Here is a 16,652-nt window from a genome sequence, read left to right as displayed (position 1 = left end):
ATGTCGGCTAGACGTGCCCGGATCGGATCGGGTCACATCAGAGCCAGCGCAATCGACGAAACAGCCAGATCTGAAACCCTGCAATTCCGAGAATGAATACGCAGGCAATGACGAAACCGTAAGGCGTCTCGTCGCCGGGAATTCCCCTGACGTTCATTCCCAGCAGGCCGGTAATGAAGCTCAGTGGCAGGAAGAAGCCGGTGGTGATGCCCAGCAGGTACATGGTCCGGCTGGTGCGCTCGCCCTGCCGGCGACTTTCGCTTTCCAGCACCAGGCCGATGCGCTCGCGAATCAGCTCCAACTCTTCCAGGTAGCGCGTCAGCCTGTTGTTCAGCTCATTCCAGTAGTCACTGTCGTCATCCAGGAACCAGGGCATCCGGCTGCGCGCCAACTGGCCATAGATGTCGCGCTGCGGAGCCAGGAATCGCTTGAGGCCGGCGGCGCGGCGACGAATTTGCAGCATCAGGTCATGATCGGGGCGGAAGCGCTCGCTGTTGTCGAGCTGCTCTTCCTGCTCATCGATGGTTTCGGACAACTCCGCCACCAACGAGTCGATCTTCACGGTCAGGTGCTCCGCCAGATAGAGCAGCACCTCGGACGCAGCCTTCGGGCCGGTACCCTTCGCCCACTGCTCGATCAGCTCATCGGTGGCATGCAGCGGCCGCAGGCGCAGCGAGACGAGGCGCTGCGCCGAAGCAAAAATGCGCACCGACACCATGTCCTCGGGAACAGCTCCTGGATTCAGGTTCACGCCGCGAAGGAACAGCAGCAACTCATCATCGGGCAAGGCCAGCATGCGCGGCCGGGTGCTCTCTTCGAGCAGCAGATCGCAGGCGAATTCGGACAGCCCGCTCTGCTCCCGCAACCAGCGTCGCGCCAGCGGATGGCTTCGATCCCAGTGCAACCAGAGGCTTTGCTCAGGCGCCAGTTGCAGGTCCGCCAGCGCTTCGCGGGAAATCGACTCGGCACCGCCCTTCCCGTCCAGCACGAAGGCATGTACCAGCCCCCACTGGGCGTTCTGCTCCTCGAACATTCAGTCTCCTTGGAAGAAAAAGCCCGGCATCGCCGGGCTCTTTTAATCAGGCCGGCATCTGCAGCGGTTCGGGCGAAACGATGATGCCGTTGTTGTCCGCGTACACGTACTCGCCTGGGCGGAAGGTCACGCCACCAAAGGTGACCACCACATTCAGGTCGCCGATGCCGCGCTTGTCGGTCTTCATCGGGTGGCTGGCCAGGGCCTGGACGCCGAGGTCGGTCTGGGCGATCACATCGACGTCGCGGATGCAGCCGTAGACAACGATGCCTTCCCAACCGTTCTTCGCAGCTTTCTCGGCAAGCATGTCGCCCAGCAGGGCACGACGCAGGGAACCGCCCCCATCAACCACCAGCACTTTGCCTTTGCCGGGCAGATCGACCTGCTCCTTGACTACGGAGTTGTCCTCGAAGCACTTGATGGTGACGATTTCGCCGCCGAAGGAATCGCGCCCGCCGAAGTTGCTGAACATGGGCTCGACGACCTGGACCAGCTCCGGATAGGCATCGCACAGATCAGGGGTAACGTATTGCATGGACATCTCCTTGATAGCAGTTACAGATCGAGACCGATGCGGTCGCCGTCATAGGTCAGCGTCAGACGCTGCAACGGCGGGCAATTCGCATTGACCGGAGGACCACTTGCGTACCTCCTAATGGCGCTCAGCAGAACGGCGCACCCCTTATTTGGGCTGCGATTTTCCCTGAGGATCGGCTGCTGATCAACGACGATCCGCAACAACTGCCATCCGCGCAGCGGAAGACGCCAATCAATTGCCCCACCGCGACGAATGCGAAGCCTCGCCGCTCAGTGATCCCCGCCATCTTTAGCACAGCCTTCCAGCACCCGAAACCAGAAACTACGGGCCGGCGGCGGACTAGAGCGCCACGCCCTCCGCCGACGATGCTGTCGCGGGCAGACACAGGTGCTCCAGCCAGTGGGCAACCAGCGGCCAGACTTCACGTTCGGCAACCTTGCTCACCAGCATTTCAATGTGGCCGAAGTCGTCGCTGAATCCCTCGTCCTTCGCCAGACGGAGGAAATGGCTGTACTCCCGAGGTACTTGCTCCACCAGCTTGCGACATGCCCAGACAGGATCCTGCAGGTCGCCCGCCGCTGCCACACCCAGCACAGGGACGCGCACATCCGCCAACCCGGCCCACCAATCCTGCTCGGTATCGCCAAATCGACCGAACAGGCCGTGCCAACGCATGCTCTCCAGGACGAGACCGATGGGTTCGTCTTCCGGTCCGCGCTTGAGGCGCGACCCCGAAAGCACCTGGAATCGTTTGAGCAGCATTCGCCCACCCCAGGCCACCGGCGGTACTTTCAGCGGCCAGTAGACCCGACTGACCTGGCTGCCGAACAACGCGGCGGACGCCACGTCCTCGTCGCCCAGATAGTGCCCGCCCAAGGCAGCCGCAAGGGTCGTGCCGCCCAGGGAATGCCCTATCCAGTGCGGTGCCTGGCCGCATTGCTCGCGAACGAAGGCCGCAATGGCGGGCAGATCGAAGCGTGCATAGTCGGCCACACGGTTGCGGCGGTAATGCTGGTTGCGTGGCGACAGGCCGTGACCGCGCATCTCGGCGATCCACACATCGAAGCCGGCGCGGACCAGATAGGGTCCAAGCCCCAGTCCTTTGGGCGAATACCAGAACCGGCGATTGGAAAAACTGCCGTGGACCAGGATGACCGGCACACCCCGAGCGTCCTCCTGGCCAAGAAGGCCAAGACGCGTCAGGACCAGCTCGACACTGGCGTCGGGACTATTGCCGGGTTTCAGGCGATAGACGTCTTCGGTCAGATCGCCACGGAGTTCCGCGCTTATCAGCGCAACGGGAAAGAGTTCGCTACTGCTTTGCATGATTGCTGCTTGCACAAAAAAAGGGCGGGTATCAAACCCGCCCTTTTTGTTTCGACTTACGAGGATCAGGCCTGACCTTCCGCCAGGAAGAACCAGGTATCCAACACGGAGTCAGGGTTCAGGGACACGCTCTCGATGCCCTGCTCCATCAGCCACTTGGCCAGATCCGGGTGGTCGGACGGGCCCTGGCCGCAGATGCCAATGTACTTGCCAGCGTTGTTGCAGGCGGAAATGGCGTTGGCGAGCAGCTTCTTGACCGCCGGGTTACGCTCGTCGAACAGGTGGGCGACGATGCCGGAGTCGCGATCCAGACCCAGGGTCAGCTGGGTCAGGTCGTTGGAGCCGATGGAGAAGCCATCGAAGAATTCCAGGAATTCATCGGCCAGCAGCGCGTTGGACGGCAGCTCGCACATCATGATGACTTTCAGGCCATTCTCACCGCGCTTCAGACCATTGCTGGCCAGCAGCTCGACCACCTGGCTCGCCTCGCCCAGGGTCCGCACGAACGGAACCATGATCTCGACGTTGGTCAGGCCCATCTCGTTGCGCACTTTCTTCAGCGCACGGCATTCCAGTTCGAAGCAGTCGCGGAAGGACTCGCTGATATAGCGGGAAGCACCGCGGAAGCCCAGCATCGGGTTCTCTTCTTCCGGCTCGTACAGCTTGCCGCCGATCAGGTTGGCGTACTCGTTGGACTTGAAGTCCGACAGGCGCACGATGACCTTCTTCGGCCAGAAGGCTGCGGCCAGGGTGCTGATGCCTTCGACCAGTTTCTCGACGTAGAAGCCAACCGGGTCGTTGTAGCCGGCAATGCGCTTCTCGACGCTTTCCTTGATCTCCGCCGGCAGGCTGGCGAAGTTCAGCAGCGCCTTCGGGTGCACGCCGATCATGCGGTTGATGATGAATTCCAGGCGGGCCAGGCCCACGCCCTCGTTGGGCAGTTGGGCGAAATCGAAGGCGCGATCCGGGTTGCCGACGTTCATCATGATCTTGAACGGCAGGTCGGGCATGGCATCGACGGAGTTGGTGCGGATATCGAAGCCCAGTTGGCCTTCGAAGATGAAGCCAGTGTCACCCTCGGCGCAGGAAACGGTTACGCCCTGGCCATCCTGAAGCACCTGGGTGGCGTTACCGCAACCCACGACTGCAGGAATACCGAGCTCACGGGCGATGATCGCCGCGTGGCAGGTACGGCCACCGCGGTTGGTGACAATAGCGCTGGCGCGCTTCATCACGGGCTCCCAGTCCGGGTCGGTCATGTCGGAGACCAGCACGTCGCCCGGCTGGACCTTGTCCATCTCGGATACGTCGTGGATCACGCGAACCTGGCCGGCGCCGATGCGCTGTCCAATGGCACGGCCTTCCACCAGGACCTTGCCCTTTTCCTTGAGCAGGTAGCGCTCCATCACGGTGGCGCTGGAACGGCTCTTCACGGTTTCCGGACGGGCCTGCACGATGTACAGCTTGCCGTCGTCACCGTCCTTGGCCCACTCGATGTCCATCGGGCGGCCGTAGTGCTTCTCGATGATCAGGGCCTGCTTGGCCAGTTCGGTCACTTCGGCGTCGGACAGGGAGAAGCGGGCGCGATCGGCGCGATCCACGTCCACGGTCTTCACCGACTTGCCGGCCTTGGCTTCCTCGCCGTAGACCATCTTGATTGCCTTGCTGCCCAGGTTGCGGCGCAGGATGGCGGGACGACCGATTTCCAGGGTCGCCTTGTGCACGTAGAACTCGTCGGGGTTGACGGCGCCCTGCACCACGGTCTCGCCGAGGCCGTAGGCGGAGGTGATGAACACCACGTCACGGAAACCGGATTCGGTATCCAGGGTGAACATCACGCCGGCGGTGCCGGTTTCCGAGCGGACCATGCGCTGTACGCCAGCGGACAGTGCGACCAGCTTGTGGTCGAAGCCCTGGTGTACGCGGTAGGCGATGGCGCGGTCGTTGAACAGGGAAGCGAAGACTTCCTTGGCAGCGCGGATCACGTTGTCCACGCCACGGATATTCAGGAAGGTTTCCTGCTGGCCGGCGAAGGATGCGTCAGGCAGGTCTTCGGCGGTGGCGGAGGAGCGCACGGCAACGGCCATGTTGTCGTTACCAGCGGCCATCGCGGTAAAGGCGGTGCGAATTTCCGCATCCAGACGGGTCGGGAACTCGGCGTCCATCACCCACTGGCGGATCTGCGCGCCAGTCTTGGCGAGGGCATTGACGTCATCTACGTCCAGGGCATCGAGGGCAGCATGGATGCGCTCATTCAGGCCGCTCTGCTCGAGGAAGTCACGGTAGGCCTGGGCAGTAGTGGCGAAACCACCGGGAACGGAAACACCGGCACCAGCCAGATTGCTGATCATCTCGCCCAGGGATGCGTTCTTGCCCCCCACATGCTCAACATCGTGAACGCCGAGCTTATCGAGGGAAACTACGTACTCTACCAAGGTGATCTCTCCACTATTTGTTGGAAAAGCTCATGCGGAACAGCTCCGCAGCGTTCTGGCGCTAGTCCAGAAAAATACGTCACAATGCCGACCGGCTCGGGCCTGGCGAAAAACGCGGCCTATCATAGCCAAGAATCGATCCTGACTTAAGGCCTTTGGCGCAAATGAAACGAACCGCTTTCTTCATTTCCGACGGTACCGGTATCACTGCGGAAACCCTTGGCCAGAGCCTCCTGGCGCAGTTCGAAACCATCACCTTCAACAAGATCACGCGGCCCTATATCGACAGCGTTGAAAAAGCGCGCGCCATGGTACAGCAAATCAACAAGGCTGCGGAGGTGGACGGGGCCCGCCCGATCATCTTCGACACCATCGTAAACCAGGAAATCCGCGACATCCTGGCCACTTCCAACGGCTTCATGATCGACATCTTCTCGACCTTCCTTTCGCCGCTGGAACAAGAACTTACCTCACATTCGTCCTACTCGGTCGGCAAATCTCACTCGATTGGTCACCACACCAATTACATGGAGCGGATCGAGGCGGTGAACTTCGCCCTGGACAACGACGACGGTGCCCGCACGCACTACTACGACAAGGCCGACCTGATCCTCGTCGGCGTGTCCCGCTGCGGAAAGACTCCGACCTGCCTATATATGGCAATGCAATACGGAATTCGTGCCGCAAATTATCCGCTTACCGAAGAGGATATGGAGCGCCTGCAACTCCCCGCCGCCCTGAAAAAGTACAAGAACAAGCTGTTCGGCCTGACCATCGACCCGGACCGCCTCACCGCTATCCGCAACGAGCGCAAACCCAACAGTCGCTACGCCAGCTTCGCCCAGTGCGAGTTCGAAGTACGCGAGGTGGAAAACCTCTTCCGCCGCGAGAACATCACCTTCATCAACTCCACACATTTCTCGGTAGAAGAGATTTCCGCCAAGATCCTGGTGGAGAAAGGCGTCGAACGCCGGCTCAAGTAAGCCAGACGTTGATGAAAAAGCCCGCTTCGGCGGGCTTTTTCACGATTCCCTTTTTAGAAGGAATCGCCAGGCACGCGAACCCATCCTTCCATCAGTACCCGCGCACTGCGGCTCATGATGGCCTTGGTGACCTGCCACTGACCGTCTACCTGGCAGGCTTCGGCGCCCACACGCAAAGTGCCCGACGGATGCCCGAAACGCACGGCGCTGCGCTCGCCGCCACCGGCCGCGAGGTTTACCAGGGTACCGGGAATGGCCGCAGCAGTGCCGATGGCCACGGCAGCAGTGCCCATCATCGCGTGGTGCAGCTTGCCCATGGACAGCGCGCGCACCAGCAGATCGATTTCACCTGCCTGTACTTCCTTGCCACTGGACGTGCGGTAATTCTTCGCCGGGGCGACGAAGGCGATCTTCGGCGTGTGCTGGCGGGTCGCCGCTTCTTCAGGGGTCTTGATCAGACCCATTCGCAGGGCGCCCGCGACGCGGATCTTCTCGAAGCGCGCCAACTGCTCGGAATCGCCGTTAATGGCTTCGCGCAGCTCGGCGCCGGTGTAGCCGATGTCCTCGGCGTTGACGAACACGGTCGGGATGCCGGCGCTGATCATGGTCGCCTTGAAGGTGCCGACACCGGGCACTTCCAGGTCGTCCACCAGGTTTCCGGTCGGGAACATCGAACCGCCCTCTTCGCCGTCGTCAGACGGATCGAGGAACTCCAGCACGATTTCCGCTGCCGGGAAGGTCACGCCGTCGAGTTCGAAGTCGCCGGTTTCCTGGATCTGGCCATTGGTGACCGGCACATGGGCAATGATGGTTTTCTTGATGTTGGCCTGCCAGATGCGCACCACGCAGGTCCCGTTGTCGGGAATCCGCGCAGGATCCACCAGCCCGGCATGCAGCGCGAAGGCGCCAGCGGCGGTAGAGAGATTGCCGCAGTTGCCGCTCCAGTCGACGAAGGCCTTGTCGATGGAAATCTGACCGTAGAGGTAGTCGACGTCGTGATCCGGCTGACTGCTCTTCGACAGGATCACGCATTTGCTGGTACTGGAAGTGGCGCCGCCCATGCCGTCGATATGCGCAGAGTACGGGTCGGGACTGCCGATCACTCGCATGAACAACTTGTCACGCGCTTCGCCGGGCACCTGGCAGCGCTCGGGCAGGTCTTGCAGGCGGAAGAACACGCCCTTGCTGGTACCACCACGGATGTAGGTGGCGGGGATTTTCACTTGGGGTACGTGGGCCATTCTCATGTCCTGTTGGCATTGGTAGGAGCGGGCTTGCCCGCGATTGAAGCCCCGCTACGGGGTCGTTCGCGAGCAAGCTCGCTCCTACAGATGGGCTAGCCGACGGCTTTCTGCGAGGAGGACTCGAGGAAGTCCTGAGCGAAGCGCTGCAGCACGCCACCAGCCTCGTAGATCGACACCTCTTCGGCGGTATCCAGGCGGCAGGTCACCGGCACCTTGAGGGATTCGCCATTGGTACGGCGAATGACCAGGGTCAGGTCGGCACGCGGCTTGCGCTCACCGATCACGTCGAAGGTCTCGGTGCCGTCGATGCCGAGGGTCTTGCGGGTGGTACCCGGCTTGAACTCCAGCGGCAGCACGCCCATGCCGATCAGGTTGGTGCGGTGGATGCGCTCGAAGCCTTCGGCCACGATCGACTCGACACCCGCCAGGCGCACGCCCTTGGCCGCCCAGTCACGGGACGAACCCTGGCCGTAGTCGGCGCCGGCGATGATGATCAGCGGCTGCTTGCGATCCATGTAGGTCTCGATGGCTTCCCACATGCGCATGACCTTGCCTTCCGGCTCGACGCGCGCCAGGGAACCCTTCTTCACCTCGCCGTCGACCACGGCCATTTCGTTCACCAGCTGCGGGTTGGCGAAGGTGGCGCGCTGCGCGGTCAGGTGATCGCCGCGGTGGGTGGCGTAGGAGTTGAAGTCCTCCTCGGGCAGGCCCATTTTCGCCAGGTACTCGCCAGCCGCCGAGTTGGCCAGGATGGCGTTGGACGGCGACAGGTGGTCGGTGGTGATGTTGTCCGGCAACACAGCCAGGGGACGCATGCCCTTGAGGGTGCGCTCGCCGGCCAGGGCGCCTTCCCAGTACGGCGGACGGCGGATGTAGGTACTCATCGGCCGCCAGTCGTACAGCGGGCTCTCGGCTTCCTTCACGGTGCCGAGGTCGAACATCGGGATGTAGATCTGCTTGAACTGCTCGGGCTTCACCGAGGCGGCGACGATGGCGTCGATCTCCTCGTCGCTCGGCCACAGGTCCTTCAGGGTGACGGGGTTGCCGGCCAGGTCATGGCCCAGCACATCCTGTTCGATGTCGAAGCGCACGGTGCCGGCAATCGCGTAGGCCACCACCAGCGGCGGCGAGGCCAGGAAGGCCTGCTTGGCGTACGGATGGATACGACCGTCGAAGTTGCGGTTACCCGACAGCACGGCGGTGGCGTAGAGGTCACGGTCGATGATTTCCTGCTGGATCACCGGATCCAGAGCACCGGACATGCCGTTACAGGTGGTGCAGGCATAGGCAACGATGCCGAAGCCGAGCTTCTCCAGTTCCGGCAGCAGGCCGGATTCTTCCAGGTACAGCTTGGCAACCTTGGAACCCGGTGCGAACGAAGTCTTCACCCAGGGCTTGCTCACCAGACCGAGGTCGTTGGCTTTCTTCGCCAGCAGACCCGCGGCCACGACGTTGCGCGGGTTGGAGGTGTTGGTGCAACTGGTGATGGCGGCGATGATCACCGCGCCATCCGGCATCAGGCCATCAGCTTCCTCGGCCTTGCCGGCCTCCAGCTTCGCCTCGTCGGCGATACCGCGCTCGGCCAGCGCGGAAGTCGGCAGGCGACGATGGGGGTTGGAAGGACCCGCCATGTTGCGCACCACGCTGGACAGGTCGAACTGCAGCACGCGCTCGTACTCGGCGGTGACCAGCGCATCGCCCCACAGACCGGTGGTCTTGGCGTAGTTCTCCACCAGCTCCACCTGCTCCGGCTCGCGGCCAGTCAGCTTGAGGTAGTCGATGGTTTGCTGGTCGATGTAGAACATCGCCGCGGTAGCGCCGTATTCCGGGCACATGTTGGAAATGGTGGCGCGGTCACCGATGGACAGGCTGTCAGCACCTTCGCCGAAGAACTCGACGTAAGCGCCCACCACCTTCTCCTTGCGCAGGAACTCGGTCAGGGCCAGGACGATATCGGTGGCGGTAATGCCAGGCTGGCGCTTGCCAGTCAGCTTGACGCCGACGATGTCGGGCAGGCGCATCATCGACGCGCGGCCGAGCATCACGGTTTCCGCTTCCAGGCCGCCCACGCCGATGGCGATCACGCCAAGCGCATCCACGTGCGGGGTGTGGCTGTCGGTGCCGACGCAGGTGTCGGGGAAGGCCACGCCGCCACGCGCCTGGATCACCGGGCTCATTTTCTCCAGGTTGATCTGGTGCATGATGCCGTTGCCGGCCGGGATCACATCGACGTTCTTGAACGCAGTCTTGGTCCACTCGATGAAGTGGAAGCGGTCCTCGTTGCGGCGCTCTTCGACAGCGCGGTTCTTCTCGAAGGCATCCGGATCGGAGCCGCCGAATTCCACGGCCAGCGAGTGGTCGACGATCAGCTGGGTCGGCACCACCGGATTGACCTTGGACGGATCACCGCCCTGCTCGGCGATGGCGTCGCGCAGGCCGGCCAGGTCCACCAGGGCGGTCTGCCCGAGGATGTCATGGCAGACCACGCGGGCCGGGTACCAGGGGAAGTCGAGGTCGCGCTTGCGCTCGATCAGCTGTTTGAGCGAATCGGTCAGCATGGCCGGGTCGCAGCGACGCACCAGTTGCTCGGCCAGCACGCGGGAGGTGTACGGCAGCGTGGCGTAGGCACCCGGAGCGATGGCATCCACCGCCTCGCGGGTATCGAAGTAGTCGAGCGCCGTGCCCGACAGGCTCTTGCGGTATTGGCTATTCATGATTAGGCGCGGTCCTTGAGGGGCACGAACTTCAGGTCTTCCGGGCCGACGTAGTTGGCGCTCGGGCGGATGATCTTGCCGTCGATGCGTTGCTCGATGACGTGGGAGGACCAGCCGGAGGTACGGGCGATCACGAACAGCGGCGTGAACATGGCGGTGGGCACGCCCATCATGTGGTAGCTGACGGCGCTGAACCAATCGAGGTTGGGGAACATCTTCTTGATTTCCCACATGGTCGACTCAAGGCGCTCGGCGATGTCGTACATCTTGGTGTTCTTCTGCTCGGCGGAGAGTTCGCGAGCGACTTCCTTGATCACCTTGTTGCGCGGGTCGGACACGGTGTAGACCGGATGGCCGAAGCCGATCACCACTTCCTTCTTCTCGACGCGGGCGCGGATATCGGCTTCCGCCTCGTCCGGGTTGTCGTAGCGCTTCTGGATTTCGAAGGCCACTTCGTTGGCGCCGCCGTGCTTCGGCCCACGCAGCGCGCCAATGGCGCCGGTGATGCAGGAGAACATGTCGGAGCCGGTGCCAGCGATCACACGGGAGGTGAAGGTGGAGGCGTTGAATTCGTGCTCGGCGTAGAGGATCAGCGAGGTGTGCATGGCGCGGACCCAGGAGTCGCGCGGCTTCTCACCGTGCAGCAGGTGCAGGAAGTGACCGCCGATGGAGTCGTCGTCGGTCTCGACGTCGATGCGCTTGCCGTTGTGGCTGAAGTGGTACCAGTAGAGCAGCGCGGAGCCGAGGGAAGCCATCAGCTTGTCGGCGATATCGCGAGCGCCCGGATGGTTGTGGTCATCCTTTTCCGGGGACAGGCAGCCCAGCACGGAGACGGCGGTACGCATCACGTCCATCGGGTGGGCGGACGGCGGCAGTTGCTCAAGGGCAGCCTTGACGCCAGCCGGCAGGCCGCGCAGGGCCTTCAGCTTGGCTTTGTAGCCGGCCAGTTCAGCGACGTTCGGCAGCTTGCCGTGCACCAGCAGGTGAGCGATTTCCTCGAACTCACAGGCGTTGGCGAAATCGAGAATGTCGTAGCCACGGTAGTGCAGGTCATTGCCGGTACGGCCAACGGTGCACAGAGCGGTGTTGCCAGCGGCGGTGCCACTCAGGGCCACGGACTTCTTCGGTTTGAAGGCAGTAGTGGTTTCGGAAGCGCTCATCGCGTGATTCTCCTCATTTCAATCCGGTAGTTTGAGTCTTGTTATTCCGCAGGCCGCCCCATTAATGAGGGGGCGGCCCACTTCCGGTTACTTCTTGGCAGCGAACAGCGCGTCGAGCTTCTGCTCGAAGGCGTGGTAGCCAATGCGGTCGTACAGTTCCGCGCGGGTCTGCATCAGGTCGATGACTTCCTTCTGATGGCCGTCGCGGCGAATCGTGGTGTAAACAGCCTCGGCTGCCTTGTTGGCGGCACGGAAGGCCGACAGCGGATAAAGCTGGATGGCGACGCCGACCGAAGCCAGCTCATCGCGCGAGAACAGCGGGGTCGCGCCGAACTCGGTGATGTTGGCCAGCACCGGTACGCCCAGCGCATCGACGAAGCGCTTGTAGGTCGGCAGGTCGTAGGCGGCTTCGGCGAAGATGGCGTCCGCACCCGCTTCCACGTACTGCTGGCAGCGCTCGATGGCGGCGTCTACGCCTTCAGCCTGGATGGCGTCGGTGCGGGCGATCAGGAAGAACGCCGGATCGGTCTTGGCATCGGCAGCGGCACGGACGCGATCGACCATTTCCTCAGTGGAAACGATCTCCTTGCCCGGACGGTGACCGCAGCGCTTGGCGCCAACCTGGTCTTCGATGTGGGCAGCGGCCGCGCCAGCCTTGATCAGGTTCTTGACGGTGCGCTCGATGTTGAAGGCGCTTGGGCCGAAGCCGGTGTCGATGTCCACCAGCAGCGGCAGGTCGCACACGTCGGTGATGCGGCGTACGTCGGTGAGCACGTCATCGAGGGTGTTGATGCCCAGGTCCGGCAGGCCCAGCGAACCCGCGGCGACACCGCCGCCGGACAGGTAGATGGCCTTGAAGCCGGCGCGCTTGGCCAGCAGCGCATGGTTGGCGTTGATGGCGCCGATGACCTGCAGAGGATGTTCTTCGGCGATGGCGTCGCGGAAGCGCTGGCCGGCGGTTTTCTGACTCATGACTCACCTCGTGTTTTGGACGGGTTGGCGAGCGCTTCCTGGTAGTGGCGCTCGATATTGCGCTTGGAGGCACCGATGTGACGGCGCATCAGCAACTCGGCCAGTTCGCCGTCACGATCGGCGATGGCATCGAGAATTCGGTGGTGCTCGTTGAAGGCCTGACGCGGCCGGTTCGGCACGGAAGAAAACTGTAGTCGGTACATGCGCACGAGCTGGTACAGCTCGCCACAAAGCATTTTGGTCAGGGTCTGGTTGCCGCTGCCCTGGATGATCCGGTAGTGGAAGTCGAAGTCGCCTTCCTGCTGGTAGTAGCCGCGTCCGGCCTGGAAGGCCTCGTCGCGTTCGTGGGTATCCAGCACCCGGCGCAGCTCGTCGATCTCGGCCTGGCTCATGCGCTCGGCGGCCAGGCGGCAGGCCATGCCTTCCAGGGATTCGCGAATTTCGTACAGCTCAATCAGCTCGGCATGGCCGAGGGACACCACCCGCGCACCGACGTGGGGCACACGTACCAGCAGGCGTTGCCCTTCCAGGCGATGGATCGCCTCGCGCAGGGGGCCACGGCTGATTCCGTAGGTCCGCGCCAGCTCGGGCTCGGAGATCTTGCTGCCCGGAGCGATCTCGCCACGCACGATGGCCGTCTGGATGCGCCGGAATACGCTCTCGGAGAGGGTTTCCGAGTCCAGCTGATCAGTAACGGTGGCTTCAGGAGCGTCAATCATGATTGTCGACACATTGTTGTTTGATGGCGCAAAACTACCCCTACCAACCCAGCCATGTCAAACAATCGCCGACCAATTGTCGACAATCTGTCTAATAGCTGAAAATTTGGGTACGCATCACGCTCCAGCATCTGAAGCCATAAGCGTCTGTCGCACCGGAAAATCCGCGTGTTAGAATGCGCGCCGCCAGCGCCAGTCTGGGCGCCAATGACTTGCCTGCTAGACTCCCAGACCAGGCGCCGCAGCCAAGATGGCCGTGGGCCGGGCTCCTGGACCGATGACCGCGTTACGCTCAAAGGACTTATGACACTCAAGCCCTTCGCCCCCTTTGCCTGCCTGCTTGCCCTCCCCGGACTTGGCTTCGCCACCGAGAAGACCGTCTACGGTCTCAATGAATACGCCAAGCTGAAGGATCTCGACCTGGAGGTCGCCGCCAAGCTCGACACCGGTGCCAAGACCGCATCCCTCAGTGCGCGCGATATCAAGCGCTTCAAGAAGGACGGTGAGACCTGGGTGCGCTTCTACCTGGCTATCGACGACGCCCACGAACATCCGATCGAGCGCCCCCTGGCCCGAATCAGCAAGATCAAACGCCGCGCCGGGGACTTCAACCCCGACGAAGGCAAGACCTACACCGCACGCCCGGTCATCGAACTGGAAGTGTGCATGGGCAAGGCCCTGCGGCAGATCGAAGTGAACCTGACCGACCGTAGTGCTTTCCAATACCCGCTTCTGATCGGTTCCGAGGCGCTCAAGCGCTTCGATGCACTGGTCGACCCGAGCCTTAAATACGCTGCCGGCAAACCCGGCTGTGCCACCGACGCAAACTCTGACGAGTAACCCACATGCGCTCTCTTACCCTGCATCTGAAAGTCCTGATCACCCTGTTGGTGAGCCTGGGCGTTCTGATAACGGCCTACCAGATATTCATCCAGGGCATTCCGATCACCGAGGATGCGACCGACGACCTCTGGAACATCGACGCCAAGGTCGAGTTCCAGGCGAATCCGCGCGATCCGGTCAAGGTCCAGATGTTCGTTCCGCCGCTGAACCGGGACTACGTCAGCCTCAACGAGAGCTTCATCTCCAACAACTATGGGGTGAGCATCAATCGCGCCGACGGCAACCGCAAGGTGACCTGGTCGGCCCGTCGCGCCAGTGGCAACCAGACCCTCTACTACCGCCTGGTACTGACCAAGCGCTACAGCGGCGAGAAGCCCAAGGACAAGGGTCCGATCTTCCGCGACAGCATTCCGGTGGAAGGCCCCGAGAAGATCGCCGCCGAAGCCCTGCTGGCGCCCATCCGCCAGCACTCGGCTGACGTCGAGACCTTCATCAGCGAGACCATCAAGCGGGTCAACAACCTGAACGATGACAACGTCAAGCTGCTGCTGGCCGGCGACACCGGCACCCCGAACAAGGCCAAGGCCATCGAGCTGCTGCTGTCCATCGCCCACGTGCCGATGGAGCGCGTCCACACCATTCGCCTGATGAGCGAACAGGCCCAGAGCCCCGAGCTCTGGCTGCGCAGCTTCAACGGCGAGAACTGGCTGTACTTCAACCCGGACACCGGCGAGCAGGGCCTGCCCAGCGACCGCCTGATCTGGTGGACCGGTGACGACAACCTGATCACCGTCGACGGCGGCAAGAAGGTCCAGGTGACCTTCAGCATGAACAACAGCGAGATGAACGCCATCCGCCTGGCCAAGCTGACCGACGAGAACACCGACGCCGACTTCCTCGAGTACTCGCTCTACGGCCTGCCGCTGCAGACCCAGCAGACCTACCAGATCATGATCATGATCCCGATCGGCGTGCTGGTGATCCTGATCCTGCGTAACCTCGGCGGCCTGCAGACCCTGGGTACCTTCACCCCGGTTCTGATCGCCCTCGCCTTCCGCGAAACGCAGCTGGGCTTCGGCATCGTGCTGTTCACCATCATCACGGCACTCGGCCTGTCGCTACGTTCCTATCTCGAACATCTGAAGCTACAGATGTTGCCGCGACTATCGGTGGTGTTGACGTTCGTGGTGGTACTGATCGCCGTCATCAGCCTGCTGAGCCACAAGCTCGGCCTGGAGCGCGGCCTGTCCGTCGCCCTGTTCCCGATGGTGATCCTGACCATGACCATCGAACGCCTGTCCATCACCTGGGAAGAGCGCGGCGGCGGCCATGCCTTCAAGGTGGCCATCGGCACCCTGGTCGCGGCCACCCTGGCGCACCTGCTGATGACCGTGCCGGAGCTGACCTACTTCATCTTCACCTTCCCGGCCGTGCTGCTGATCATGGTGGGCTTCATGCTGGCGATGGGTCGCTACCGCGGCTACCGCCTGACCGAGCTCTTCCGCTTCAAAGCCTTCCTGAAGGACTGAGCCATGTTCGGCCTGATCAAGACGTGGAAAGCCCTCGAAGCCAAAGGCATCATGGGCATCAATCGGCGAAACGCGGACTATGTGCTGAAGTACAACAAACGGCACCTGTACCCGATCGTCGACGACAAGATCATCACCAAGCAGCGCGCCATCGAGGCGGGGATTCACGTACCGGAAATGTACGGCGTCATCTCCACCGAGAAGGAAATCGAGAAGCTCGACGAGATCATCGGCGAGCGTAACGACTTCGTGATCAAGCCGGCGCAAGGCGCCGGCGGCGACGGCATCCTGGTGATCGCCGACCGCTTCGAAGGCCGCTACAAGACGGTCTCCGGCAAGATCATCAGCCACGAGGAAATCGAGCACCAGATTTCCTCGATCCTCACCGGTCTCTATTCCCTCGGCGGTCACCGTGACCGTGCGCTGATCGAGTACCGCGTGACCCCGGACCAGATCTTCAAGAGCATCAGCTACGAAGGTGTACCGGACATCCGCATCATCGTGCTGATGGGCTATCCGGTGATGGCGATGCTGCGCCTGCCGACCCGGCAGTCCAACGGCAAGGCCAACCTCCACCAGGGCGCCATCGGCGTCGGTGTGGACCTGGCCACCGGCGTCACCCTGCGCGGCACCTGGCTGAACAACAAGATCGCCAAGCATCCGGACACCACCAATGCGGTGGACGGCGTGCAGTTGCCCAACTGGGACGGCTTCATGAAGCTGGCGGCCGGTTGCTACGAGCTGTGCGGCCTGGGCTACATCGGTGTCGACATGGTGCTGGACCAGGACAAGGGCCCGTTGATCCTCGAGCTCAACGCCCGCCCCGGCCTGAACATCCAGATCGCCAACGACTGCGGCCTGACCCACCGCGCCCATGCCGTCGAGGCCCGCCTCGAAGAGCTGAAGGCCAAGGACATCCAGGAGACACCGGAAGAACGCGTGCGCTTTTCCCAGGAGCTCTTCGGCTTCGTGCGGCCGACGGAGATCTGATTCACCGCTTCGAGGAAAAGCCCGGCCAAGTGCCGGGCTTTTTCATTTGAACCTGAGTCACCGGCTCTGCCTTCCTGTAGGAGCGAGCTTGCTCGCGAAAGATCGTGCACGGACTGTTCGCGAGCAAGCTCGCTCCTACAAGGCTTTACCGGTCCACCATTGGTGG

13 protein-coding genes are annotated in these 16,652 nt (G+C 62.4%); 4 read left to right on the top strand and 9 right to left on the bottom strand.

All coding sequences use genetic code 11. The annotated features are described in order from the left end of the window. Positions 1–37: 37 nt before the first annotated feature. The 4 genes from DM872_RS25965 to ppsA all read right to left on the bottom strand — a co-directional run bounded on the left by DM872_RS25965 (position 38) and on the right by ppsA (position 5,332). On the bottom strand, positions 38–1,033 hold the full coding sequence (locus DM872_RS25965) for a zinc transporter ZntB (protein ID WP_179062101.1): 996 nt from the start codon (positions 1,031–1,033) through the stop codon (positions 38–40). A 46-nt stretch (positions 1,034–1,079) separates the two neighbouring features. After that, positions 1,080–1,568 carry a ribonuclease E activity regulator RraA gene (gene rraA, locus DM872_RS25960; protein ID WP_077526066.1) on the bottom strand — a complete coding sequence of 163 codons (489 nt, stop codon included), beginning with the start codon at positions 1,566–1,568 and terminating at the stop codon, positions 1,080–1,082. Between the two features lie 342 nt (positions 1,569–1,910). Then, entirely contained in the window at positions 1,911–2,897 is a 987-nt protein-coding gene (locus tag DM872_RS25955; protein ID WP_179062100.1) for an alpha/beta fold hydrolase, read from the bottom strand. Positions 2,898–2,962: 65 nt separating this feature from the next. After that, a complete protein-coding gene (gene ppsA / locus DM872_RS25950) occupies positions 2,963–5,332 on the bottom strand; it encodes a phosphoenolpyruvate synthase (protein ID WP_179062099.1) in 2,370 nt (789 codons plus the stop codon). A gap of 164 nt (positions 5,333–5,496) precedes the next feature. Here ppsA and ppsR point away from each other — a divergent pair, with 164 nt between their 5' ends. After that, positions 5,497–6,315, top strand: coding sequence for a posphoenolpyruvate synthetase regulatory kinase/phosphorylase PpsR (gene ppsR, locus DM872_RS25945; protein WP_077526069.1), 819 nt, complete (start codon positions 5,497–5,499; stop codon positions 6,313–6,315). A 53-nt stretch (positions 6,316–6,368) separates the two neighbouring features. On the opposite strand, the gene prpF is transcribed toward ppsR, so the two are convergent. The 5 genes from prpF to DM872_RS25920 all read right to left on the bottom strand — a co-directional run bounded on the left by prpF (position 6,369) and on the right by DM872_RS25920 (position 13,124). Continuing rightward, positions 6,369–7,556, bottom strand: coding sequence for a 2-methylaconitate cis-trans isomerase PrpF (gene prpF, locus DM872_RS25940; protein WP_179062098.1), 1,188 nt, complete (start codon positions 7,554–7,556; stop codon positions 6,369–6,371). 95 nt (positions 7,557–7,651) lie between these two features. After that, a complete protein-coding gene (acnD, locus tag DM872_RS25935) occupies positions 7,652–10,273 on the bottom strand; it encodes a Fe/S-dependent 2-methylisocitrate dehydratase AcnD (RefSeq protein ID WP_179062097.1) in 2,622 nt (873 codons plus the stop codon). A 2-nt stretch (positions 10,274–10,275) separates the two neighbouring features. Further along, positions 10,276–11,433 carry a bifunctional 2-methylcitrate synthase/citrate synthase gene (prpC, locus tag DM872_RS25930; protein ID WP_179062096.1) on the bottom strand — a complete coding sequence of 386 codons (1,158 nt, stop codon included), beginning with the start codon at positions 11,431–11,433 and terminating at the stop codon, positions 10,276–10,278. 87 nt (positions 11,434–11,520) lie between these two features. Continuing rightward, positions 11,521–12,405: a methylisocitrate lyase gene (gene prpB, locus DM872_RS25925; RefSeq protein ID WP_179062095.1), complete on the bottom strand. Its 885-nt coding sequence runs from the start codon at positions 12,403–12,405 to the stop codon at positions 11,521–11,523. Next, positions 12,402–13,124: a GntR family transcriptional regulator gene (locus DM872_RS25920; protein ID WP_179062094.1), complete on the bottom strand. Its 723-nt coding sequence runs from the start codon at positions 13,122–13,124 to the stop codon at positions 12,402–12,404. The genes prpB and DM872_RS25920 overlap by 4 nt, the downstream gene beginning before the upstream one ends. 303 nt (positions 13,125–13,427) lie before the next feature. Here DM872_RS25920 and rloA point away from each other — a divergent pair, with 303 nt between their 5' ends. The 3 genes from rloA to DM872_RS25905 are packed head-to-tail and all read left to right on the top strand — an operon-like array spanning position 13,428 to position 16,486. Beyond that, positions 13,428–13,964 carry a retropepsin-like aspartic peptidase RloA gene (gene rloA, locus DM872_RS25915; protein WP_179062093.1) on the top strand — a complete coding sequence of 179 codons (537 nt, stop codon included), beginning with the start codon at positions 13,428–13,430 and terminating at the stop codon, positions 13,962–13,964. A gap of 5 nt (positions 13,965–13,969) precedes the next feature. Next, positions 13,970–15,496 carry an osmotic stress tolerance membrane protein RloB gene (rloB, locus tag DM872_RS25910; protein WP_120650216.1) on the top strand — a complete coding sequence of 509 codons (1,527 nt, stop codon included), beginning with the start codon at positions 13,970–13,972 and terminating at the stop codon, positions 15,494–15,496. A gap of 3 nt (positions 15,497–15,499) precedes the next feature. Continuing rightward, on the top strand, positions 15,500–16,486 hold the full coding sequence (locus tag DM872_RS25905; protein WP_179062092.1) for an alpha-L-glutamate ligase-like protein: 987 nt from the start codon (positions 15,500–15,502) through the stop codon (positions 16,484–16,486). The last annotated feature ends 166 nt before the right edge of the window (positions 16,487–16,652 follow it).

Source organism: Pseudomonas taiwanensis (genome assembly GCF_013393345.1).
In the GTDB taxonomy this organism is placed as follows: Bacteria; Pseudomonadota; Gammaproteobacteria; order Pseudomonadales; family Pseudomonadaceae; genus Metapseudomonas; species Metapseudomonas resinovorans_C.
This window is presented reverse-complemented; position numbering and strand designations above follow the sequence as displayed.

Coding starts and splice junctions, on each gene's coding strand:
- prpC (WP_179062096.1), bottom strand. CDS start 11,433: ATGAGCGCTTCCGAAACCACTACTGCCTTCAAACCGAAGAAGTCCGTG.
- rloA (WP_179062093.1), top strand. CDS start 13,428: ATGACACTCAAGCCCTTCGCCCCCTTTGCCTGCCTGCTTGCCCTCCCC.
- DM872_RS25955 (WP_179062100.1), bottom strand. CDS start 2,897: ATGCAAAGCAGTAGCGAACTCTTTCCCGTTGCGCTGATAAGCGCGGAA.
- rloB (WP_120650216.1), top strand. CDS start 13,970: ATGCGCTCTCTTACCCTGCATCTGAAAGTCCTGATCACCCTGTTGGTG.
- prpB (WP_179062095.1), bottom strand. CDS start 12,405: ATGAGTCAGAAAACCGCCGGCCAGCGCTTCCGCGACGCCATCGCCGAA.
- DM872_RS25920 (WP_179062094.1), bottom strand. CDS start 13,124: ATGATTGACGCTCCTGAAGCCACCGTTACTGATCAGCTGGACTCGGAA.
- DM872_RS25965 (WP_179062101.1), bottom strand. CDS start 1,033: ATGTTCGAGGAGCAGAACGCCCAGTGGGGGCTGGTACATGCCTTCGTG.
- ppsR (WP_077526069.1), top strand. CDS start 5,497: ATGAAACGAACCGCTTTCTTCATTTCCGACGGTACCGGTATCACTGCG.
- acnD (WP_179062097.1), bottom strand. CDS start 10,273: ATGAATAGCCAATACCGCAAGAGCCTGTCGGGCACGGCGCTCGACTAC.
- rraA (WP_077526066.1), bottom strand. CDS start 1,568: ATGCAATACGTTACCCCTGATCTGTGCGATGCCTATCCGGAGCTGGTC.
- DM872_RS25905 (WP_179062092.1), top strand. CDS start 15,500: ATGTTCGGCCTGATCAAGACGTGGAAAGCCCTCGAAGCCAAAGGCATC.
- prpF (WP_179062098.1), bottom strand. CDS start 7,556: ATGGCCCACGTACCCCAAGTGAAAATCCCCGCCACCTACATCCGTGGT.